Genomic DNA, 22,882 nt, shown 5'->3' with positions numbered 1-22,882 from the left:
ATAAGAATTTTCAAACTGACAATACTATTCTGTTAGTTTTTTTTGTAGATCCTCGGCGACTTTAGCTGGTAACCCTGCCGCCTTTAGCTCTTCTAGGCTTGCTTCACGCATCTTTTTGACAGAGCCAAAATGTTTAAGAAGCATTTTCTTTCGTTTTTCGCCAATCCCATCAATGTCATCGAGTAAAGATTGAAAAGCGTTTTTTCCTCTAAGCTGTCGATGGAACGTAATCGCAAAGCGATGGACTTCATCTTGAATTCGTTGTAGCAAATAAAATTCCTGGCTGTTGCGCGGAAGATTGATGATTTCTAGCGGATTCCCATAAAGTAGTTGGGAAGTTCTGTGTTTCTCATCCTTTGCAAGACCCGCAATTGGGATATCTAGCCCTAGTTCATTTTCAAGTACATCCCTTGCTGCTTCGATATGCCCCTTTCCACCATCAATGATAATCAAGTCTGCTAAAGGGAGCCCTTCTTTTAATACTCTTGAATATCTCCTCCTAACCACTTCACGCATCGATTCATAATCATCGGGACCAGTAACTGATTTTATTTTGTACTTCCGGTATTCTCTCTTTTCAGGCTTCCCATCAATAAAGACAATCATGGCCGAAACAGGATTTGTTCCTTGAATATTAGAGTTATCATAGGACTCAATCCTGTGAGGTGTAAAAATACCTAGATGTTTGCCTAAGCTTTCCACTGCTTTAATAGTTCTTTCTTCATCTCGCTCAATTAGAGAAAACTTTTCCTTTAAGGCAATCTTGGCATTTTTATAAGCAAGTTTAACAAGCTCCTTTTTCTGTCCCCTTTGCGGCTTTAATACCTTTACTGATAGTAATTGCTCTGTCATTTCGGCGTCCACGGTGTCAGGGACAAGAACTTCCTTCGGTTTGAAATGCTCAGCGATGGAATAAAATTGTCCAAGAAAAGTCAAAATCTCGTCTTCTGGTTCGTTATGAATAGGAAACATCGATACTTCACGCTCGATTAATTTGCCCTGGCGGATAAAAAACACTTGAACACACATCCAGCCTTTGTCAACCGCATAACCAAATACATCGCGATCGGTAAAGTCTGTCATGGTGATTTTCTGTTTTTCCATCGTTGCTTCAATATGTGCGATTTTATCTCTGAATTCTTTAGCGCGTTCGAAATCCAACTCTTCTGCAGCTGTCGCCATTTTCTCAGCTAATTCCTTCTTTATGTCTTTATAACCACCATTTAAAAATCGTGTTATTTCATCGGTCATTGTTTTATATTCCTGTTCCCCAACCTCATTCACACATGGAGCGAGGCACTGTCCTAAATGATAATAAAGACAGACCCTGTCAGGTAAGGTGGCACATTTGCGAAGGGGATAAATTCGGTCGAGGAGTTTCTTTGTTTCATTTGCAGCCTGTACATTTGGGTAAGGGCCAAAGTACTTCCCATTGTCTTTTTTTACTTTTCGGGTAATGATTAGACGTGGGTGCCGTTCTGAGGTCAATTTAATAAACGGATAGCTTTTATCATCTTTTAACATGATGTTGTATTTAGGGTTGTGTTTCTTAATTAGGTTGATTTCTAAAAGTAAAGCTTCCATGTTGGATGACGTAACAATATACTCAAAATCCTCGATTTCATTTACAAGCCTAAGTGTCTTTCCATCATGAGAACCGGTAAAATATGAGCGTACTCGATTTTTTAAGATTTTCGCTTTGCCGACGTATATAATGGTTCCTTGCCTGTCCTTCATTAAATAACATCCCGGCTGTCCAGGCAAAAGCGCAAGTTTATTCTTAATATTTTGATTCATGCTGTGCACCCCCCCATTTAAAAACAATCAACTAATCGTTCTTTCTTCAATATTTCTATTGTACCATTACAGTGGCATTTAACTCTTCCTGGTAATTAGAGGCATTCTATTACGTTCAGCTTTGTTCTACCTCGTTCGGGCAGTTAGGAAGTTCCTATTTGCCTTCCCAATCCCGTTCGGGCCAATAAATAGAAGCAGAAACGTCGACTTCATAAAAAACACCGGCGGGATTCCTCCCACCGGCCGTCTTTTATCTTAAACGTGTTTATTAAGAAGTTCAGCTAATGCTTCTTTTGGCTGATAGCCAACTGCTTTATCAACAACTTCTCCATCTTTTAGAACAAGCAATGTTGGAATGCTCATGATTCCGAACTTTCCTGCTGTTTCTTGGTTTTCGTCAACGTCCACCTTTACGATTTTCACTTTGTCACCCATATCTGTATCTAATTCTTCAAGAACAGGGGCGATCATTTTACAAGGTCCGCACCATGTTGCCCAAAAATCAACCAAAACTGTACCTGAACCTGTTTCATTTGTGAAACTCTGGTCAGTTGCATGTGTAATAGCCATATTAAATTCCTCCTAAATAACGATATTATCGTCAGTATATCACCGTTTACAAAGTGATGCTATTTATTTGTTTCGTTTCTATATTACCCGCTTTAAAATCTATGTATCCCTTAAAAAACAAAAGGAGAGTGGGCCAATTTTATATGCCCACCCTTGTTAATACCCATTGTTTTAACCTTTAGATTAGGAATGTACCTTTAATTTTTTGAATTCTTCCGTAAGCATTGGAACAACTTCAAATAAATCGCCAACGATTCCGTAATCGGCTACTTTAAAGATATTTGCTTCAGGATCTTTATTAATGGCAACAATAATCTTGGAGTTTGACATACCTGCAAGGTGCTGAATCGCTCCAGAGATTCCACAAGCAATATAAAGGTCAGGTGTTACAACTTTACCCGTTTGACCGATCTGAAGGGAATAATCACAATATTCAGCGTCACAAGCACCACGGGATGCACCAACCGCTCCTCCTAGTACGTTAGCAAGCTCTTTAAGTGGCTCAAAGCCCTCTTCACTCTTCACGCCACGTCCACCAGCAATAACCACTTTCGCTTCAGAAAGATCCACACCTTCTGTTGCTTTACGTACAACTTCTTTAATCACTGTACGAAGGTCTTTAATGTCGACCGCTAAAGTTGATACATCACCTGAACGGCTTTCATCTTTTTCAAGAGGCGCTATATTGTTTGGACGAACTGTCGCAAAAAAAAGTCCGTCAGTAACAACCTTCTTTTCAAACGCTTTACCTGAATAAATTGGGCGGGTAAAGACTAGGTTGCCGCCTGCTTCTTCAACAGCGGTTGCATCAGAAATTAAACCTGATTCTAACTTACTAGCAATTTTAGGAGCAAGATCCTTTCCAAGTGCTGTATGACCAATAATTAGTCCTTCAGGATTCTCTTCACCAATGACCGCCATTAACGCTTGAGAATATCCATCTGTTGTATATTGAGCTAACTTGTCACTTTCAACAGCAACAACTCTGTCCGCTCCATATTGTACTAGCTCAGCTCCAAGCGAGCTTACATTTTCACCAAGTAATACTCCAACTACTTCTCCACCTTCTGCCACTGTTTTAGCTGCAGATACCGCTTCAAAAGATACATTTCGCAGTGAACCATCGCGAACTTCACCTAATACCAATACTTTTCTACCCATTTGAATTACCTCCTGCGTATATTCTCGTTCATCCGAAATTTAGAATCAGAAAGTTTGCCTTTCAAGTGTGATGATGCTAGCCAACACCCAGTTCGTATTTATTAGACTACTTTCGCTTCTGAGTGAAGTAATTGAACTAGCTCTTTTACCTGATCTGCTAAGTCACCTTCAAGTACTCTTCCTGCTTCTTTTTGAGGCGGAAGGTAAATCTCAATTGTTTTTGTTTTTGCTTCAACATCATCTTCATCAAGATCTAAATCATCTAACTCAAGCTCCTCAAGCGGCTTTTTCTTCGCCTTCATAATCCCCGGTAGGGAAGGATAGCGTGGCTCATTAAGGCCTTGCTGAGCAGTAACTAAAAGTGGAAGACTAGTCTCGATTACTTCAGAATCCCCTTCAACATCTCTTGTTACAGTTACATTTGTTCCATCGATTTCTAAATTTGTAATCGTTGTAACATAAGGGATATCTAGCGCGTCTGCTACGCGTGGACCAACTTGACCAGAACCGCCATCAATGGCAACGTTACCAGCAAGAATCAAATCTACTTCTTTATCTTTTAGGTATTCAGCAATAATTTTTGCTGTTGTAAATTGGTCGCCTTCTTCAACGTCGTCCTCAGTATTAATTAACACAGCTTTATCTGCTCCCATTGCAAGGGCAGTCCGAAGTTGTTTTTCGCCTTCTTCAGTTCCAACTGAAATAACTGTTACTTCTCCACCATTCGCATCGCGAACTTGGATTGCTTCTTCAATCGCATATTCATCATAAGGGTTGATGATAAACTCAGCGCCCTCTTCATTAATCTTTCCGCCGGAAATCGTAATCTTTTCCTCAGTGTCAAAGGTTCTTTTCAATAAAACGTAGATGTTCATTATTTCCCCTCCTAAGAATTCTAACTTTCATTTAGTTCCAAAGATTGAAAAAAGTCAGGATAAAAAAATATATTGAAAAATAAGCCGTTTATCTACCTTTAAATTCTGGCCTACGTTTCTCCAGAAATGCAGTAATACCTTCTTTGGCGTCTTCTGAAACAAACACTTCTCCAAATAGTTGTGCTTCTTTCTTAATACCCTCATAAAATTGACCAGTTTTTGCATAGTTTAATAGATTAAGAGTTGCCTTAACGGAGATTGGGCTTTTTTGAGCCATTTTCTTCGCCAATATGTAGGCGTTTTCAAGAATGTCTTCATCAGAGTACGCATGATTTGCCAGACCATATTGAACAGCTTCCTGTCCTGTGATTGGTTCACTCGTAATCATCATCTCAGCAGCTCTAGCAGTTCCTACATAACGAGGGAGTCTTTGCGTGCCGGCAAAACCAGGAATCAATCCTAATTGAAGCTCTGGAAGACCTAGCTTTGCATTTTCCGTCACTAGACGGATATGGCAAGCCATTGCAAGCTCAAGCCCACCACCTAAAGCGGCACCATGGATGGCAGCGATGATTGGCTTTGGAAATGACTCCATCCGTTCGAAAACGTTTTGACCATTTTCAGAGAGATTCTCAAATCCGTCCCCTTTAATAGTCGTAAATTCTTTAATATCCGCGCCTGCTGAGAAGAACTTTCCTTCCCCATGAATCAAAACAACTCTAACTTCATCATTGTTTTCAACTTGATCCAACACAGCCGCAAGATCGGTAATTAAACCAGAAGAAAGTGCATTGGCCGGAGGACGGGTAATCGTGATTGTTGCTACCCTTTCCTCAATTGCCCATTTTAGATTTTCCACATGTTCCCCTCCTTTTCCCCTGCTGTTGTTTCCGGTAGCAGAGTGACATTATGTGTTAATTACCTGCTGTTTGATAGCCACATCCGTTTACAAGCATTTGATGCAACGGCCCTGCTAAGGATAGGAGGTCATATTTTGCATCACTCATTACCCAAGTTGTTACCGTTTCATCTATTGTTCCGAAGATCATCTGTCTTGCAAGTCGCACATCAAGGTTTTTGCGAAACTCGTCTCGCTCAATTCCCTCTACGACAATCTTATCAATCAGCTTAAGATATCCTTTTAGAACGTCATTAATTTTTAGACGTAAGTCCTTGTTAGATTGTCTTAATTCTAGCTGAGTAACGATGGCAAGATGACTATCCCCGGCCACCCATTCCAAATGTGATTCTACCAACATTAATAACTTCTCCACTGCCGTAGTTTTTCCTGCTATTTTACCTTCAATTAATTCAATAAAGTTACCCATTTTTTCCTGGAAGAGGGAGATCAATATATCTTCTTTATTCCTAAAATACAAGTAAATGGTACCATCAGCTACTCCAGCTTGCTTTGCAATCTTTGAAACTTGTGCCTGATGGTAGCCCTTTTCAGCTATAACAACTACAGCCGCATCAATAATTTGCATATACTTTGGTCTATTCCTTTTCATTTTTTTCACCCCTCTCTAGCCAGGAAAATGTAAGTTTATAGAGGATACCTTAGTCCTCAATCCTTTTAATTTCAAATAAATGAATGAATCGTCATTCATAATTTTATAATAGTATCATCATCCTTATCTGTCAAGAAATTATAGCTTTCTTTTCAAGGCTAATCCAAATTTTCAATACGAAAAGCCAATTTCGGCTTTCCATTATGCCTGCTTTTTATCGTCCGTATTTTGCTTGGCTTTTTCCTCTTCCACTAAAGTTCTCCGTAGAACTTTCCCAACTGCTGTTTTTGGAAGCTCTTTTCGGAAGTCATAATACCTTGGAACTTTATAGGCTGCTAGATGTTTACGAGCAAATTCATTTAACTCTTCTTCTGTTATTTGATGCCCTTCTTTTAATACAATATAGGCTTTAACAGTTTCTCCACGATAAGGATCGGGAATACCTGCAACAGCTGCCTCCATTACTGCCGGATGTTCATATAAAATTTCTTCTACCTCACGAGGATAGATATTGAATCCCCCTGCGATAATCATATCTTTTTTACGATCAACAATATAAAAGTACCCTTCTTCGTCCATATACCCAACGTCACCTGTAAGGAGCCAGCCATCCTTTAAGACTTCTGCAGATTCTTCGGGACGGTTCCAGTACCCCTTCATGATTTGAGGACCAGACACAGCTAATTCGCCAATTTCTCCTTGTTCAAGAGGTTCTCCTGTTTCTAAAGACAAAATTTTAGCATCGGTAGATGGGTACGGTACCCCTATACTCCCTGCTACAGGTTTTTTATCCCAAAGGAAGTTAGAATGAGTAACAGGTGAAGCTTCCGTTAATCCGTATCCTTCAACTAAACTTCCGCCGGTCAATTCCTCAAATCTTTGTTGTACCTCAACTGGAAGTGGAGCGGAGCCACTGATACAAGCATTTATTGACGAAAGGTCATATTTCATTAAATCAGGATGATTTAACAATCCAATATACATCGTTGGCGCACCTGGAAATAGGGTAGGGCGTTGTTTTTCAATGGTTTTTAAAATCGTGTCGACATCAAACTTAGGAATTAGCACCATCTTCTGTGCCTGCAAGACGGAAAGAATCATCACCGTTGTCATTCCATATACATGAAAAAACGGGAGAACTCCTAGGACCACTTCTTGGCCAGGTCTGGCCTTATAGAGCCAAGCTACACACATCGCCGCATTAGAAACTAGATTCTCATGCGTAATCATAACCCCTTTTGGAAAACCAGTAGTCCCCCCAGTATATTGCAATAAAGCTAGGTCCTCACTAAAGTCAAACTCATGCAAAGTTAAACTCTTTTGGGGTTGCTTTAATATCTCGGTAAGCAAATGATTGTTTCCTTCATGCTTTACGTTTACAACGATTCCATTTTGCTTTTTCTGGATAAAAGGATAAATCAAGTTTTTAGGGAAAGGCAAGAAATCTTTGATAGCGGTTACAATAATATGTTCTAAGTTAGTTTGTGCTTTAATCTTCGAGACACGTGGATATAGCAAATCAAAAGCAATGATTGCTTTTGCACCTGAATCTTTCATTTGATATTCTAATTCTCTCTCTGTATAAAGTGGGTTCGTTTGTACGACAACCCCACCTGCGATTAAAACACCAAAATAACTAATGACCCCTGCAGGCATATTCGGAAGCATAATCGCCACTCGGTCACCTTTCTCAATCCCAAGCGATTGCAGGTAAGCTGCTACTTTGTTGGCAGATTTATAGAGCTGCCTGTAGCTCATTTCTTTTCCCATAAAATGAATCGCAATTTTATCAGGATAGTCTCTTGCTGTTCTGTTTAAATATTCTTGTACCGGAATTCCCTCAATATCTAGTGTCGCAGGTATTTCTGGTGGGTATTGTGCTAACCATGGTTTCTCTGACATAATAAAACCCCCTTTTAAGCTATTATTCAGAATATTTATATGTTTCTTTTTTATTATAATATGTGGATAATTTATTGACAATTAGAATAATTAATATTTACTTATGATGCTTGGATATAAAAAAAGGCAACCTCTTTGGTCGCCTCTTTTATAAAGAATATTAATATAGTTTTATTTAAGCTAGAAACAAGATATAAACTAACCCCAATAACACAAAAAATCCTGATAACACCATTAAAACTTTTGCTAATTTCTCCAACTCATTCTCCCCTTATCAGATGCCTGCTCCAATGACATAGCTTAAACCAACTGAAATAATCAATGAGATTAGGCCAACTGCTCGGTTGTCATTCTGAATCTCTATATCAATATTAAACTTCGGGGTCAAAAATTCAAAGATAAAATACCCTATTAGCAGGAGGATAAACCCAAACACTCCCCAACTAATCATACTAATTAAAGATTCATGTTGAGCAATAGAGTGGCGGAAAATATTTGCTACCCCAAATATTTTCCCACCTGTCGCCATTGCTACCGATAAATTTCCATTTTTAATTTCTTCCCAGTTACGATACTTCGTTACGATTTCAAATATAGCTAGAAAGACAATGGTGCAAAGTATGACTACACTGTAATAACCAGCTGTCATCACAAAATCATTTCCCCAAAATCGATCCATTGAACTCCCCACCAATCATTTAAATTCGACGATAGTCACTCCAGTACCACCTTCACCCGCTTCTCCAAAGCGAGCTCTTTTAACAGAACGATGGTTTTTTAAATACTCCTGGACGCCACGCATCAAAGCACCTGTCCCTTTTCCATGAATAATCGATACTCTAGGATACCCAGCTAGTAAAGCATCGTCGATATACTTTTCCACTCTCATTAATGCTGCTTCATAACGTTCTCCGCGTAAATCTAACTCAAGTCCAACATGAGAGTCTCTTCCTTTAACCATCGCAACCTGTCGTACTTCCTTTGGTTTTGGAGTTTCGATATATTCCATATCGCTCTCCTTAACCTTCATTTTCAAGATACCGATTTGCACTTCCCATTCTTGATCGGAACTCTTCTTGATCAAATGCCCCTTTTGACCAAAGGTTGTTACCTTCACTTCATCACCTGGTTGAAAATCATGCTTAGGCGCCTTCGCCTTCGTCGTTTTTTTAATGCTTTTTTCAGGAGCTGCTTCGGCAAGCCGTCTTCTAGCATCAATAAGTTCATGCTCTTTTACTTCCGCACTTTTTTCAAGCCTTAATTTCCTTAAGTCACGGATCACATCTTCAGCTTCTTCTCTCGCCTTTTCAACGATTACAGCGGCTTTTTCCTTCGCTTTCTCAACTAACTCATCTTTTCGTTCATAATAAGCAACCATTTGTTTTTGCAAATCTTTATGGAGCAATTCTGCCGCCTGCAGAAGCTCATGCGCTTCTTCTGCTTCTCTTTCCGCAAGACGCTTACTTGTTTCAAGAGATGCAATCATGTTTTCAACTTGATTGCTATCGGCACTTATATATCCTTTAGCTTTTTCAATAACAGAATCATTCAAACCTAAACGCTTGGAAATCTCAAAGGCATTACTTCGACCAGGAACTCCAATTAATAATTTATATGTTGGGCTAAGTGTTTCAACATCAAACTCAACACTTGCGTTAATAACACCTTCACGGTTATATCCATAAGCCTTCAATTCTGGATAATGCGTGGTCGCTATAACCCTTGCACCACGTTTGTACACTTCATCAAGAATGGAAATCGCAAGAGCAGCTCCTTCCTGAGGATCTGTTCCTGCCCCTAGTTCGTCAAATAACACTAAGCTATTAAAGTCAACGCGCTTTAAGATATCAACAATATTGACCATATGCGAAGAGAAGGTACTTAAACTTTGCTCGATTGATTGTTCATCGCCAATATCAGCATATACAGCATCGAAAACGGCAATTTCTGAACCATCTAGTGCTGGAATTTGCAGTCCAGCTTGGGCCATGAGCGTACATAACCCTAGAGTTTTAAGGGTGACCGTTTTCCCACCTGTATTCGGACCGGTTATAACAATTGTTGTATAGTCCTCCCCCAGTGTGATGGTATTCGGTACAATCTCTTCTATGGCAATCAACGGATGGCGAGCCTGAAACAATTTGATAATTCCTTTATCGTTCACACTTGGTTTCGTTCCTTTAATTTTATGGCTATAACGCGCCTTTGCAAACATAAAATCAAGGTCAGCAAGTATTTTCACAATATGAAGAAGTTCATCATGGTACTCCCCTACTAGGAGTGAAAGTTCAATCAAGATTCGTTCTATCTCTTGATGCTCTTTTATCCGGATTTCTTGTAACTCATTGTTCAGTTGTACAACCGACTGTGGCTCAATGAATAATGTTTGTCCTGACGAACTTTGGTCATGGACAATCCCACCATAATGACCACGATATTCTTGCTTTACTGGAATAACGTAACGGTCATTACGAATGGTAATAATTGCATCAGAAAGCATTTTCTGTGCATTTGAAGAACGAATCATGCTTTCTAGACGCTCACGCACTCGCGCTTCCCTGGTTCGAAGTTGTTGGCGGAGAGTACGCAGCGCATCACTTGCACTATCAAGAACTTCACCACTTTCATCAATTGCTTGCTTAATTTTATCCTCAACATCTGCTAAGACGATGATTTCTTCCGCAAGCACTGTTAAAATGGGCAACTCTGTTTCTTCAGCCATATCGTTGATAAATCGTTTCATTTGTCGGCTTGCATGGACAGTACTGGCCGTTTGATTAAGCTCATGTGGGCTTAGCATTCCTCCGATTACAGCCCTTTTCACATGTGGGCGGATGTCGTATATTCCACCAAGCGGTACATTCCCTTTTAATCGAAGGACTTTTGCTGCTTCATCCGTTTCTTCTTGTAACCTTACGACTTCTTCATAATCCGTAGATGGTACAAGATTTCTTGCCCTTTCTTGTCCTAATGGGGATGAGACATGTTCTAGCATCTGGTCTCGAATTTTATCAAATTCAAGCGTTTTTAACACTCTTTGCTGCAATGGTGTAGCCTCCTTTTTTGCGAGGGCTCGGCTTTATTTGTTACGCTGATGAAGAAAATCAAGCAAGTCTTTTAAGTCCATTGCATTTAAAACGGAACTTTCTTTAATCCATCCTTTTCTAGCTGCCGATACCCCAATACTCATATGTTCAAGTGTTTCCATCTTATGAGCATCTGTATTTATTACGATTTTCACTCCTGCTTCTTGAGCTTTGCGAAGATGTTCTGTAGCAAGATCAAGCCGATTTGGATTTGCATTTAATTCCAAGGCGGTATTGCTTTCCTTCGCTAACTGAATCAGCCTATCTATATCCACATCATAACCATCTCGTCTGCCAATCAGCCTACCAGTCGGATGGGCAATAATATCAACATGAGGATTAGTTAACGCATTTCGTAAACGGTCCATAATTTTCTCTCTCGGTTGTGCGAAAGACGAATGAATTGACGCAATTACCAAATCCAAATCCGCTAACAACTCGTCGTCAAAATCTAAAGTTCCATCTGGCAAAATATCCATTTCAATTCCAGTTAAAATGGTAAAATCATTGTATTTTGCATTTAGCTTGCGCACTTCTTCAATTTGCTTCCGAATTCGCTCAGGTGTAAGTCCGTTTGCTACTTTTAAGTACTGAGAGTGGTCAGTTATCGCCATATACCGATATCCACGTGCTCGGCACGCTTCAGCCATATCTTCAAGTGAATGTGCTCCATCACTCCAAGCTGAGTGCATATGCAGATCACCCTTGATTGCTGGTAAGGTGATTAAATTTAAATCCTCTTTATACTGCTCTACTTCGCTTCCATCTTCACGTAACTCCGGTGGAATAAAAGGCAATTGAAAGTGATGATAAAAGGCTTCCTCTGTTTCAAAGGTATGGACGTCTCCTGTTTCTACGTTCTCTACGCCATATTCACTAATCTTTTCACCTTTTTCCTTTGCGAGTTGTCTCATCCGAACGTTATGGTCCTTTGACCCTGTAAAATGATGAAGAGCGGTACTATACTCTTCTGGTTCGACTAGACGGAAGTCTACACTTACATCATAATCGAGTGCAAACGTAAGCGAAACCTTTGTGTCTCCAGCCGCAATAACTTCTTTAATTTTTGGTAGTTTCTCTAGTTGTTCTTTCACCTTAGCTGCATCAGACACAGCCAAAATAAAATCAAGATCCTTAATTGTTTCCCGCTGGCGACGTAAACTCCCCGCTCGTGAATATTTTACGATTCCTTCTATTTTATCTAAATAGAGTTCAAGCTGCTCAGCGATTGGGAGCATATATGCTAATGGTAAGCGCTCTGGGCGTGTGCCGATGGTTGCTAATGCAGCGAGAATTTTTTCTTCTGATTTTTTACCGAATCCAGCAAGCTCTCGAATTTTCCCTTCTTCACAGGCTTGCTTAAGACCTTCTGCGTCTTCAATCGATAGCTCTTTATGTAGTTTGGAGATTTTCTTGCCTCCAAGTCCAGGTACTTGAAGCAAAGCGACTAGACCTTTTGGTACTTCTTCCTGTAATTCTTTTAAAACTGAAGACGTTCCTTCGTTGATATATTCTTCTATGACGGCAGCCGTTCCTTTGCCTATCCCTGGAAGAGCCGTGACTTCACCGATTTCAGCTAAACTGCGATCGTCTACTTCTAATGCATTTGCGGCTTTTCTAAACGCAGATACTTTAAAAGTGTTTTCGCCTTTTAGCTCCATGTAGATTGCAATGGTTTCTAGGAGTTTGACTACGTCTTTTTTATTTGCTGACATGTTTCGCACCTGCCTTTTATGATTGGCTGTAATAACTAGGATGTGGATTTCCGCTACAGGCACGAGCGGTTCGCGGGCAATCCGGGAGCCTCCTCTTCGCTTCGCTCCTGCGGGGTGGGTCTCCCTTGGCCTTGCACTCCCGCAGGAGTTCTCGTGCCTTTCGCTCCAATCAACCGTGTTTACATAAATTTTCTACTGTACAGCCGTATTTATTATAATCACTTGATCCAATCCTTCTTATTTTATAGAAAATCGGCAATAAATGAAATTCAAAAGAAAAACTTCTCCACTTGAGAGAAGTTATGCTTCGAACCACCATTGTTTCAGTTGCTCAGAAAATATTGGGGTATGTTTTATGATTCCACTGGCAATGATTGAATCATTGAGTGGTCCCTGAATTATATCGATTGGCAATAATGCTACAATATATAATAGAATAAACAGGGAAAGGTATACTTCGACGATTCCAAGTATGCCACCAGCCCAAACATTCAAAGTCTTCAAAACTGGTAAATTGGCAACAAAGTCAAACATGGTCCCGATAATTTGAAGCAAAATTCTTACCGCAAAAAAAATCGCGACAAATGCGATGGCGCGGTAATAGGCATCCTCTATATTAGGATTATCAAATATCATTTGCATATTTCCACTTCCAAAGGTTGGATATGGAATCCATAGGGTCAGTTTCGGGGCAATCTGGTCATAATAAATATAAGCAATAATAAGAGCAATAATAAAACCAGTCATGTGAATGGCTTGAAGGATAAAGCCCCTTTTTAACCCAATAAAAAAGCCAATGACTAATAAAAATAGAATCGCAATATCAAGCATGATCGTTTCATTCCTTTAACCGTTGAATTTCTGCTTCAAGTCGTTCTACACGATCTTTCACCTTCAGATAGTCATTTACCGCGTTAACTGCTGTCAGTACAGCTAATTTATTTGTATCAAGTATAGGATTCATGGAGCTGATTTCCCGCATTTTATCATCAACTAAAGAGGCGACTAGCCTGACATGACTAGTACTTTCCGTTCCAACTATTGTGTATTGCTGACCATATATGTCAACAGTTGTACGCGTTTTTTTTGTGTCTGACAACATTTCCGCCTCCATTCGTAAGAATCCTATTCTATACTATAACACGAAGGAAAAAAGCAGGAAAGTCGGAAACTGTCATTTCAAGTCAAGTTTTTTGTAATTATCTTATTATATCATTTCGTTACATACTTAAGGAGGTTCATTCAATTGGGGAATTCTGTTATTAAGGCAACCACTATTGAAATCAATAAAATGAAGGAATACTATAGTCGCTTTCTTAGCGAAAAGGTGCCACCAGGTGGTGTGTTTACCGCCAAAACACCTTCTTGTGCGATAACGGCCTATAAGTCTGGAAAGGTATTATTCCAGGGGAAAGACGGCGAGGTAGAGGCTGCTAAATGGGGGTCACCTGCAGCATCTTCACAAAAGGTTGAGAAAAAAGCATCAGCCTCACATTTACCAGCAAACTTTCGTTCTATGTCTGTTGTTGGTTCGGATGAAGTTGGAACGGGTGACTTCTTTGGACCGATTACGGTTGTAGCAGCGTATGTGAGAAAAGAGGATATCGAGTTATTAAAGGAGCTTGGCGTTCAGGATAGTAAAAATTTGAAGGATGATAAAATTATTGAAGTAGCCAAACAGCTAGTTAAATTTGTCCCCTATAGTTTACTAACTTTACATAATCCTAAATACAACAAAATGCAAGGCTCAGGTATGTCTCAGGGGAAATTAAAGGCATTGCTCCATAATCAGGCCATTCAGCATGTTTTAGATAAAATCGCTCCCGAAACACCTGAGGCCATTCTTATTGATCAATTTGCAAAGGAAGAAATTTATTATAATTATTTAAAGGGCCAACGGACAGTTGTACGAGATAAGGTTTATTTTAGTACAAAGGGAGAGAGTGTCCATTTAGCCGTAGCAGCCGCTTCCATGATTGCTCGCTATGCTTTTGTTCAACATATGGATAAGTTAGGTCAGAAAGCTGGATTCGTGTTACCAAAAGGCGCAGGATCTCAAGTTGATGTTGCAGCAGCTCGGTTAATTAAGAGCAAAGGAGCCGATTGCTTACCTGAGTTTGTAAAACTTCATTTTGCCAACACGGATAAAGCGATGAAATTGGCGAAGAAGGGCTAAATACGGGTTAGTAGTGAAAAAGGAGTTTGCGAGTACTTACTAGAAGTGTAGCGCAAACTTCTTAGCATTTAGACAGCGATGGCCTAATTGATGACCTAGGTATTTTCTATTTCCTCCAGATAGGGCATCTATTCACCTGATTGGTGACCTTTCTCTTCTGCTTTCCCTCCACTTAGGGTACCTATACAACCGATTGGTTACCTTTCTCTTCTGCTTTCTCTCCACTTAGGGCACCTATACAACCGATTGGTTACCTTTCTCTTCTGCTTTCCCTCCACTTAGGGCACCTATACAACCGATTGGTTACCTTTCTCTTCTGCTTTCCCTCCACTTAGGGCATCTATACAACCGATTTGTTACCTTTCTCCTCTTTTCCCCTCCAGTAAGGGGACCAAAGATATTCTCTGTAATCCCATAGTATTAAGAAGTAATCTAAGATCTAAATACTTAACACTAATTCATTTACCTCCCCCCAAAAAAAGAAGAGGAAAACCCAAATAGTATCTTTAAAACACTACTAGGATTTCCCTCTATTCTTAACCCCTCAATACTGCTCCAGCCTGTTCTTCAACAGCTTTTAACACTTTTTCATGGGTTTTGGTTACATCTTCATCTGTCAATGTTCTTTCAGGATCGAAGTATTTCAATGAGAAGGCAATGGATTTCTTACCTACTTCCATTCTCTCTCCTTCATACAAGTCAAACACATAAACATCTTTCAACAGTTTGCCGCCTGTTTCTACAATGATTGATTGTAGCTCAGCTGCGGATTTATTTTTATCGACCACAAGTGCGATGTCTCTTGTGATTGATGGGAAACGTGGAATTGACTCATACTGAAGTGGCGCAGTGCCTGCTTCTAAAACCGTCTTTAAGTTCAGCTCAAACACATAGGTTTCTTTTAAATCCATGTCTTTTTGAACGGTAGGATGAACTTGACCTACAAAACCAATTGCTGCTCCATTAAGGGTTACCTCAGCTGTACGTCCAGGATGCATGCCTTCTTTTTCTGCAGCACTGAAACTAATTTTATCCGCCAAGCCTAGTTTCGCGAAAAGTCCTTCGAGAATACCTTTAATAACGTAAAAATCAACCGGCTTCTTTTCGCCTTGCCACTGATGGTTTTCCCAAAGACCAGTGATTGCTGCAGCTAAATGCTCTTCTTCTTCAGGAAGATCTTCACCATCGTTTTTCAAGAACACAGCACCTGTTTCATAAACAGCTAAGCTATCATTCTGGCGTGCTGTATTGTACTTTAACACCTCAAGCAATTGTGGAACAATACTTAGGCGAAGAAGGCTACGATCCTCACTCATCGGCATCGCCAATTCAACTGGCTGACGCTTCTCCAAGGCAAATTGAGTTGCTTTCTCTTGGTTTGTCAGGGAATACGTAATTGCTTGGTATAAACCTGCTCCTTCAAGATAGCGGCGAACGAGACGACGCTTCAGCTGGTACTCAGACAAACGACCAGGTGTAGCAGCTCCTTGCGGCAATGTTTTTGGTACATTGTCGTAGCCAAAAAGACGAGCAACTTCCTCTATTAAATCTTCTTCAATTGTAATATCACCACGGCGTGTAGGGACCGTTACCGTAATGGTGTCGTTATCGACTGTTGATTTAAACTGAAGACGCGTAAAAATAGCTTCTACTTCCTGCATCGTTAACTCTGTTCCAATGACGGAGTTAATCTTCTCAAGCGTAACAGAAACAACTGCTGGCTCTAGCGTTAAGCTATCTGCTGTAGCTGTGCCGTCTAGAACCTCTCCACCAGCATATAAAGCCATCAGCTCTGCTGCTCTTTCAGCTGCTGGGCGCACGCGTGCAGGATCAACGCCTTTTTCATAACGAGAGCTTGCTTCGCTTCGTAATCCATGGTCCTTCGATGCTTTACGAATCACTGGTCCAGTGAAATAAGCGGATTCAAGTAATACGGTTGTTGTATCTGCGTTCACCTCGGAGTTTGCTCCACCCATTACTCCAGCTAAAGCGACAGGTACACTGCCGTTTGTAATCACAAGATGATCTTCAGTCAACGTACGCTTCGCATCATCAAGAGTCGTAATTTCTTCGCCTTGTTTCGCACGGCGGACAAGAATTTCTTTTGAACCTAGTAGATCATAATCAAACGCATGGAGAGGCTGACCATATTCAAGCAAGATGTAGTTGGTAATATCAACCACATTATTATGTGGACGAATTCCCGCTGCCATTAATCTTGTTTGCATCCAAAGTGGGGATGGCCCGATTTTCACATTTTTAATCACTTTAGCTGTGTAAAGTGGGTTATCCTCTTTTGCTTCGACACTTACTTTGATGTAGTCTTCAGCCTTTTCAGTGGCAGAAGCTGTCTTGGGCTCAGGTAATTTCACATCCCGCTCAAGAATCGCGGCTACTTCATAGCCAACACCAAGCATGCTTAGGCAATCCGCACGGTTCGGTGTTAAGCCCAGCTCAAGAATCTGATCGTCTCTTCCAAGCAAAGCTAAGGCATCTTGACCAACCTCAGTATCTTCAGGGAAATTAAAAATTCCTTCAGAGAATTCTTTTGCAACTAATTTCGCTTCAATCCCAAGTTCTTGGAGTGAGCAAATCATTCCGTTCGATGCTTCACCGCGAAGCTTTGCTTTTTTAATTTTAAAATTGCCAGGTAGGACTGCTCCGACAGTTGCAACTGCAACCTTTTGTCCTTTAGCCACATTTGGCGCACCGCAAATGATTTGAACAGGCTCTTCCCCACCAATATCCACAAGTGTTTTGTTAAGCTTTTCTGCGTTTGGATGTTTTTCACATTCCAACACATGGCCGACAACAATTCCTTTTAGACCTTCGTTTAGTGTTTCGACGCCTTCAACTTCAATCCCGCTTTTAGTAATTTTCTCTCCCAATTCTTCTGCTGATACGCCGGTTAAATCGACATACTCCTGTAGCCATTTATATGATACAAGCATTGTTATTCCTCCTAATCCCTATTCAGTTACCGAAAATTGCTTTAAGAAACGGATGTCATTTGTATAGAAGTGGCGAATATCATCGACGCCGTATTTTAGCATCGCAATTCGTTCAGGTCCCATTCCAAATGCAAACCCTGTATATTTTTTTGAATCATAACCAGCCATTTCCAATACATTTGGATGAACCATTCCCGCACCAAGAATTTCAATCCAGCCTGTTCCTTTACATGTGCTACAGCCGTGTCCGCCACACATTTTACAAGAGATATCCATTTCTACAGATGGTTCTGTGAAAGGGAAGAAACTTGGGCGAAGGCGAATCTCACGATCAGCTCCGAACATTTTCTTTGCGAAAACATCAAGTGTTCCTTTTAGGTCACTTAAGCGAATGTTCTCATCAATCACAAGACCTTCAATTTGTGTAAACTGATGGGAATGCGTTGCATCGTCATTATCGCGGCGATACACCTTGCCCGGACAAATGATTTTAATTGGTCCTTTTCCTTGCTTTTGTTCCATTGTTCTCGCCTGTACAGGGGAAGTATGGGTACGAAGCAAAATTTCCTCGGTAATATAGAAAGAGTCCTGCATATCACGAGCTGGATGACCTTTTGGAAGGTTCAACGCTTCGAAATTATAGTAGTCCTTCTCTACCTCTGGTCCTTCAGCAACTGTATAGCCCATGCCGATAAACAGATCTTCAATTTCCTCGATGATTCTTGTTAGTGGGTGATGATTCCCTTCTCTAACAGGTCGACCTGGTAAAGTAACATCAATTTTTTCAGCAGCAAGTTTTTGCTCAACAGCTGCTTTTTCTAACGCAATTTGCTTTTCTTCAATTGCTCCGGTAATCATATCTCGAACTTCATTCGCAAGCGCACCCATTTTGGGTCTTTCTTCAGGAGATAATTTTCCCATCCCCTTTAACACTTCCGTAATCGGACCTTTTTTCCCAAGATAGGAAACGCGAATATCGTTTAGTTCTTTCAAGTCCGCAGCTTGGGTAACTTTTTCAAGTGCTTCAGCCTGCAGTTCTTTTAATCGCTCCTGCATGTTTAAATCCTCCTTCAATTTTAGGCAAAATAAAAAGACTCCATCCCTATAAAGGGACGAAGTCTGGTTTCGCGGTACCACCCTTTTTAACAGGCAATACAAATATGTACGGTCTGCTCACTTCATTCGGATAACGGCATATGCCGGTGCATCTTTACATTCGATTTGAATGGTCCCGATGCCAGCTCTGGAGGTGAATTCACGTATCTATACCATAAAAATGCTTTCAGTCTAACGGCATTTTCTCCCTTTAATGGCCTTTTGACAGCTACTCTTCTCCGTCAACGCTTTTAATCATTTTTGCGTTTATTATAGTATATTCTTTCCATTGTGGCAAACCCATTCTAAAAAAATGTTCGATTTAGGCGATTTTTAGATAATAAAGCAATATCCCCGTAGCAACCGCAACGTTTAAGGATTCACTTTTACCGAGAATAGGGATGTAAAGGTTTTGGTTCGTCTTTGCCAATAAATCTGGGCTCACTCCGCTCCCTTCATTTCCGACAAGCAGAGCAAATCTACCACCTGCTTGGACCTCCTTAAAAGTCGTTGCGTTTTCTAGCGCAGTCCCATAAATTGGTGTGGCTTGTTCCTTGAGTTTATCCACCCACACATGAAGGTCATCACTGATTACTGGTAAATGAAAATGACTTCCCTGTGCGGAACGAAGCACTTTAGGATTGTAGATATCCACGCTGCCTTTTCCTACGATGACAGCATCAACTCCAGCGGCATCGGCGGTCCGAATCATCGTACCAAGATTGCCTGGGTCCTGAGCAGAATCAATTAATAAAAAGGTCTTCCCTTCAGGATTTACAGACGATGGCTGCTGACATACAGCAAACACCCCCTGAGTTGTTTCCGTATCTGCTAGTGAGCGGACGATTTCATCTGTCACTTTAACGAGTGGAACGGAACCGTAATCAAGCCCAGGAGGCAGGTCCACATTTTCCGCTAAGATGATGGTTTCAATCTCTGCTTTATTTTTCAACGCCTCTTCAACAAGATGAAAACCTTCTATAATAAATGTTTTCGATTTGTCTCTTTCTTTTTTAGTTAAAAGCTTCTTCCATTGTTTTACCTGTGGGTTTGTTGCCGACTGGATATATTTCAACCAATGACACTCCTCTTCTTGTTCATCAATTTTTTTATTATAACGCAAATTTTTTACATAATAAAAGCAAATTTGTTCATCCTATATTTAGATTAAGGTTTTGAAAGGAGTTTTTATACATGAATTTGAATTTACGTAATGCGATTATCCAAAATGTTACCGGTAATACACAAGATGAGCTTAAAGATACAATTGTTGATGCGATTCAAAACGGGGAAGAAAAGATGCTTCCTGGCCTAGGTGTTCTGTTTGAAGTCATCTGGCAAAATGCATCTCCTGAGGACCAACAGGAAATGCTGTCAACGTTGGAGAATGGGTTAAAAAGATAGTTTGATGCTTTCACTTCCCTCGACTTATTGCCGGGGGTTTTTTGTTGGCTAATGTTGGTTAAACGCGGTAGTTATTTCCGCTCCAATCAACGGTATATGATTCAAAACGAACATCATTGCATACTAAAAGGGAGCCTACACGAAGCTCCCTTTCCCCTATTAATCAAATGTAATTTTATCGACTGTATCCTGGTCCAAACGTTTAATAACTTCTACGATCAGCTTTACGGCATTTTCATAATCATCACGGTGAAGAATCGCTGCATGAGAGTGAATATAACGAGTTGCGATTGTAATAGATAGGGACGGCACTCCACGATGAGTCGTGTGAATTGCACCGGAGTCTGTTCCACCACCTGGGATTGCATCAAATTGATAAGGAATGTTAAGTTCATCGGCAACATTTGTTACAAACTCACGTAACCCTTTATGGGATACCATACTTGCATCATACAGAATGATTTGTGGACCATCACCCATTTTACTATTTGCTTCTTTTTCAGAGATTCCTGGAGTGTCACCAGCAATTCCGACATCAACTCCAAATGCAATATCCGGCTGAATTGCTTGTGCAGAAGTACGAGCTCCGCGAAGACCGACTTCCTCTTGAATGGTTCCAACTCCATAAACCGTGTTATTTATGTTCTCATCTTTTAACTGTTTCATCACATCGATAGCAATCGCACATCCGATACGGTTATCCCAAGCTTTTGCTAGGAGCATTTTCTCATTGTTCAGAACCGTAAATTCAAAGTAAGGAACAACCATGTCTCCAGGAGATACGCCCCAGCTCTCTGCTTCTGCACGACTTGTTGCACCGATATCGATAAACATATCTTTAATTTCTACCGGCTTTTTGCGCGCCTCAGGAGATAGGATATGTGGCGGCTTGGATCCAATCACACCTGTAACGTCTCCTTTGCTTGTCACGATGGTCACGCGTTGTGCCAGCATTACCTGTGACCACCAGCCTCCTACTGTCTGAAAGCGAACAAATCCTTTGTCATCAATCCTAGTGACCATAAAGCCTACTTCGTCTAAATGGCCTGCAACCATGATTTTTGGACCTGTTTGCCCCTTCCTAGCAATTAAGCTCCCTAGACCGTCAACGGTTAATTCATCTGCGTATGGTGCTATGTATTTGCTCATAACCTCGCGAACTTCGCGCTCGTTGCCGGGGATCCCTCTGGCGTCGGTTAAATCTTTTAGCATTGTTAATGTTTCATCTAATTTAGCCATTATTTCGACTCCCTCAATATGTAGTTTCGATTTTAATTATACAGAAACATGAAGGTAAAGTACAAAAGAAGCTCTAATACCCTTTTTGTTGCCTTTCATAATTTACTTCATTTTTCTCAATATATGCCTGCTCTATTTCATTTTCAGTAAAACCAAGCATATCTGCTAAATCTAAATAATCTCTAAACAATTTTGTGTACACTTGAGAAGTCTTATTTGTTCGAAACTCATGAATGGTTCCATATATTTTTAAAAATTGTTCAGTCACGCTGCTTTCATGAGTTTTTTCGTACTGGTCACCTTTATACCGAAACCCCGATTCAAGCCCTAACGATAGAATAAAGTGAACTCCATCAACGAATTCTTCTAAAATAACCTCTTTATCGGAAGCGGGCTTAAGGCTCCAAAATTTAAAACTTCTTGTTTCATTCGCGAGTTCGCCAAGTTCCACTAATAAAGCAAGCATTTTGCGATCAAATAAATCCTCTTCTTTTAAACCATGTTTTACTTCGATATGTGTATCAAGACCGGCCTGCATACTATAAAGCTTTTCTACATTCATAATGTTCCTCCTTTTTATAAAAAAATTATATAGGAAATTTGCATTTAAATGAAACTATTCTACATGTAAATACGTAAATAAGGAAAATGAGTAGTGGAGGAACATTCTATGTTATGGATTTTTCGACTTCTTCTATTTGCCGCAATTATTTTCCTTCTATATAGTACAGTTCGGTACTTGGTGAATCCAAAGAGGAAATTAGAGCTTGCGCATGAGCAAAAGCGCTTTTATTTCCATGATGATACCGAAAATGTCAGGAAAAACTTTCATATCACCTACAAGGGCGTTTTATTTGAAGGTGAAAAATATTTAGGAACAACAGAATATGCCTTTGAAGTCGTTTCGATTCACCTTTGGCCAAAGAGTAACAATGCCTTGAAGGGCTTGGCCTACGAAGATTTTATATTTATCGAGGATCAAATCCTTGAGGTATACCCGAATGCAGAAATTAACTGGAAAAGCCCTGTGAAGGAATTCATGAACAAAAAGCCAGATATGGATTAAAAAAGCCAACGCAAAAACCGTCTAGCATTTTGAGCTGACGGTTTTTTATCGCTATTGAGTTACAAATACTATCCCTATTATATGAATTAATACAATTAAAGGTAATCCATACTTAAATTGTAGATGTTTAGTTTTATGACGAAAGTACAGCATCCCGACTGTTACCCCAACTGAGCCACCAAAAATGGCCATCATCCATAGTGTTCTTTCACTAATGCGATACTGCCTCTTTCTCGCCTTGCTTTTATCTACTCCCATGAGTATAAATCCTACTAAATTCATAACTAATAGGAAGAACACAAACTCAATCCTCATCGCACTCATTCCCTCCATG

21 protein-coding genes and 1 other annotated feature are annotated in these 22,882 nt (G+C 40.2%); of the genes, 3 read left to right on the top strand and 18 right to left on the bottom strand.

Annotation, left to right across the window (positions count from 1 at the left end; all coding sequences use genetic code 11):
* Window positions 1-24 precede the first annotated feature (24 nt).
* From uvrC to zapA, 12 genes are all read right to left on the bottom strand, one after another.
* Window positions 25-1,797, bottom strand: coding sequence for an excinuclease ABC subunit UvrC (gene uvrC, locus H0185_RS20100; RefSeq protein ID WP_221875280.1), 1,773 nt, complete (start codon window positions 1,795-1,797; stop codon window positions 25-27).
* 255 nt (window positions 1,798-2,052) lie between these two features.
* Window positions 2,053-2,367 (bottom strand): thioredoxin, encoded by a 315-nt coding sequence (gene trxA, locus H0185_RS20095; protein WP_221875279.1) that lies wholly within the window; start codon window positions 2,365-2,367, stop codon window positions 2,053-2,055.
* A gap of 183 nt (window positions 2,368-2,550) precedes the next feature.
* Window positions 2,551-3,528 carry an electron transfer flavoprotein subunit alpha/FixB family protein gene (locus tag H0185_RS20090; RefSeq protein ID WP_221875278.1) on the bottom strand — a complete coding sequence of 326 codons (978 nt, stop codon included), beginning with the start codon at window positions 3,526-3,528 and terminating at the stop codon, window positions 2,551-2,553.
* A gap of 101 nt (window positions 3,529-3,629) precedes the next feature.
* Window positions 3,630-4,403 carry an electron transfer flavoprotein subunit beta/FixA family protein gene (locus H0185_RS20085; protein WP_221875277.1) on the bottom strand — a complete coding sequence of 258 codons (774 nt, stop codon included), beginning with the start codon at window positions 4,401-4,403 and terminating at the stop codon, window positions 3,630-3,632.
* Window positions 4,404-4,491: 88 nt separating this feature from the next.
* A complete protein-coding gene (locus tag H0185_RS20080) occupies window positions 4,492-5,262 on the bottom strand; it encodes an enoyl-CoA hydratase (protein ID WP_221875276.1) in 771 nt (256 codons plus the stop codon).
* Window positions 5,263-5,317: 55 nt separating this feature from the next.
* On the bottom strand, window positions 5,318-5,914 hold the full coding sequence (gene fadR, locus H0185_RS20075; RefSeq protein ID WP_221875275.1) for a fatty acid metabolism transcriptional regulator FadR: 597 nt from the start codon (window positions 5,912-5,914) through the stop codon (window positions 5,318-5,320).
* Window positions 5,915-6,115: 201 nt separating this feature from the next.
* Window positions 6,116-7,816 carry a long-chain-fatty-acid--CoA ligase gene (locus tag H0185_RS20070; protein WP_246629313.1) on the bottom strand — a complete coding sequence of 567 codons (1,701 nt, stop codon included), beginning with the start codon at window positions 7,814-7,816 and terminating at the stop codon, window positions 6,116-6,118.
* Window positions 7,817-8,090: 274 nt separating this feature from the next.
* Window positions 8,091-8,495, bottom strand: a complete 405-nt coding sequence (locus H0185_RS20065; protein WP_221875274.1) for a DUF350 domain-containing protein — start codon at window positions 8,493-8,495, stop codon at window positions 8,091-8,093.
* 15 nt (window positions 8,496-8,510) lie between these two features.
* The gene (locus H0185_RS20060) at window positions 8,511-10,862 is read right to left on the bottom strand and encodes an endonuclease MutS2 (RefSeq protein WP_221875273.1); all 2,352 of its coding nucleotides are present in this window, start codon (window positions 10,860-10,862) and stop codon (window positions 8,511-8,513) included.
* Between the two features lie 33 nt (window positions 10,863-10,895).
* Window positions 10,896-12,617, bottom strand: coding sequence for a DNA polymerase/3'-5' exonuclease PolX (gene polX / locus H0185_RS20055; RefSeq protein WP_221875272.1), 1,722 nt, complete (start codon window positions 12,615-12,617; stop codon window positions 10,896-10,898).
* 300 nt (window positions 12,618-12,917) lie between these two features.
* The gene (locus tag H0185_RS20050; RefSeq protein WP_221875271.1) at window positions 12,918-13,448 is read right to left on the bottom strand and encodes a CvpA family protein; all 531 of its coding nucleotides are present in this window, start codon (window positions 13,446-13,448) and stop codon (window positions 12,918-12,920) included.
* 7 nt (window positions 13,449-13,455) lie between these two features.
* Window positions 13,456-13,719 (bottom strand): cell division protein ZapA, encoded by a 264-nt coding sequence (gene zapA, locus H0185_RS20045; protein ID WP_425515839.1) that lies wholly within the window; start codon window positions 13,717-13,719, stop codon window positions 13,456-13,458.
* 144 nt (window positions 13,720-13,863) lie between these two features.
* On the opposite strand from zapA, the gene rnhC reads away from it, so the two are divergent.
* Entirely contained in the window at window positions 13,864-14,793 is a 930-nt protein-coding gene (gene rnhC, locus H0185_RS20040) for a ribonuclease HIII (protein ID WP_221875270.1), read from the top strand.
* A 536-nt stretch (window positions 14,794-15,329) separates the two neighbouring features.
* Here the strand turns inward: rnhC and pheT are convergent.
* The 3 genes from pheT to H0185_RS20025 all read right to left on the bottom strand — a co-directional run bounded on the left by pheT (window position 15,330) and on the right by H0185_RS20025 (window position 19,914).
* Entirely contained in the window at window positions 15,330-17,744 is a 2,415-nt protein-coding gene (gene pheT, locus H0185_RS20035) for a phenylalanine--tRNA ligase subunit beta (protein WP_221875269.1), read from the bottom strand.
* Between the two features lie 18 nt (window positions 17,745-17,762).
* The gene (gene pheS, locus H0185_RS20030) at window positions 17,763-18,800 is read right to left on the bottom strand and encodes a phenylalanine--tRNA ligase subunit alpha (RefSeq protein WP_221875268.1); all 1,038 of its coding nucleotides are present in this window, start codon (window positions 18,798-18,800) and stop codon (window positions 17,763-17,765) included.
* Window positions 18,801-18,849: 49 nt separating this feature from the next.
* Window positions 18,850-19,094, bottom strand: a binding site (T-box leader).
* A 67-nt stretch (window positions 19,095-19,161) separates the two neighbouring features.
* Window positions 19,162-19,914: a TrmH family RNA methyltransferase gene (locus H0185_RS20025; RefSeq protein WP_221875267.1), complete on the bottom strand. Its 753-nt coding sequence runs from the start codon at window positions 19,912-19,914 to the stop codon at window positions 19,162-19,164.
* Between the two features lie 119 nt (window positions 19,915-20,033).
* On the opposite strand from H0185_RS20025, the gene sspI reads away from it, so the two are divergent.
* Window positions 20,034-20,243, top strand: coding sequence for a small acid-soluble spore protein SspI (gene sspI, locus H0185_RS20020; protein WP_221875266.1), 210 nt, complete (start codon window positions 20,034-20,036; stop codon window positions 20,241-20,243).
* 159 nt (window positions 20,244-20,402) lie between these two features.
* Here sspI and H0185_RS20015 read toward each other — a convergent pair whose 3' ends face one another.
* Window positions 20,403-21,482 (bottom strand): M42 family metallopeptidase, encoded by a 1,080-nt coding sequence (locus H0185_RS20015; protein WP_221875265.1) that lies wholly within the window; start codon window positions 21,480-21,482, stop codon window positions 20,403-20,405.
* Window positions 21,483-21,555: 73 nt separating this feature from the next.
* Window positions 21,556-22,044: a dUTP diphosphatase gene (locus H0185_RS20010; RefSeq protein ID WP_221875264.1), complete on the bottom strand. Its 489-nt coding sequence runs from the start codon at window positions 22,042-22,044 to the stop codon at window positions 21,556-21,558.
* Window positions 22,045-22,152: 108 nt separating this feature from the next.
* On the opposite strand from H0185_RS20010, the gene H0185_RS20005 reads away from it, so the two are divergent.
* A complete protein-coding gene (locus H0185_RS20005; RefSeq protein WP_221875263.1) occupies window positions 22,153-22,548 on the top strand; it encodes a sigma-w pathway protein ysdB in 396 nt (131 codons plus the stop codon).
* Window positions 22,549-22,599: 51 nt separating this feature from the next.
* Here H0185_RS20005 and H0185_RS20000 read toward each other — a convergent pair whose 3' ends face one another.
* Entirely contained in the window at window positions 22,600-22,881 is a 282-nt protein-coding gene (locus tag H0185_RS20000; protein WP_246629312.1) for a DUF1294 domain-containing protein, read from the bottom strand.
* Window position 22,882: the final 1 nt, after the last annotated feature.

The sequence above is a fragment of the Mesobacillus maritimus genome, from assembly GCF_019749255.1.
Lineage (GTDB): Bacteria > Bacillota > Bacilli > Bacillales > Cytobacillaceae > Mesobacillus_B > Mesobacillus_B maritimus_A.
The sequence above is the reverse complement of the archived record's forward strand: the minus strand, read 5'-3'. Positions and strand labels throughout refer to the sequence as shown.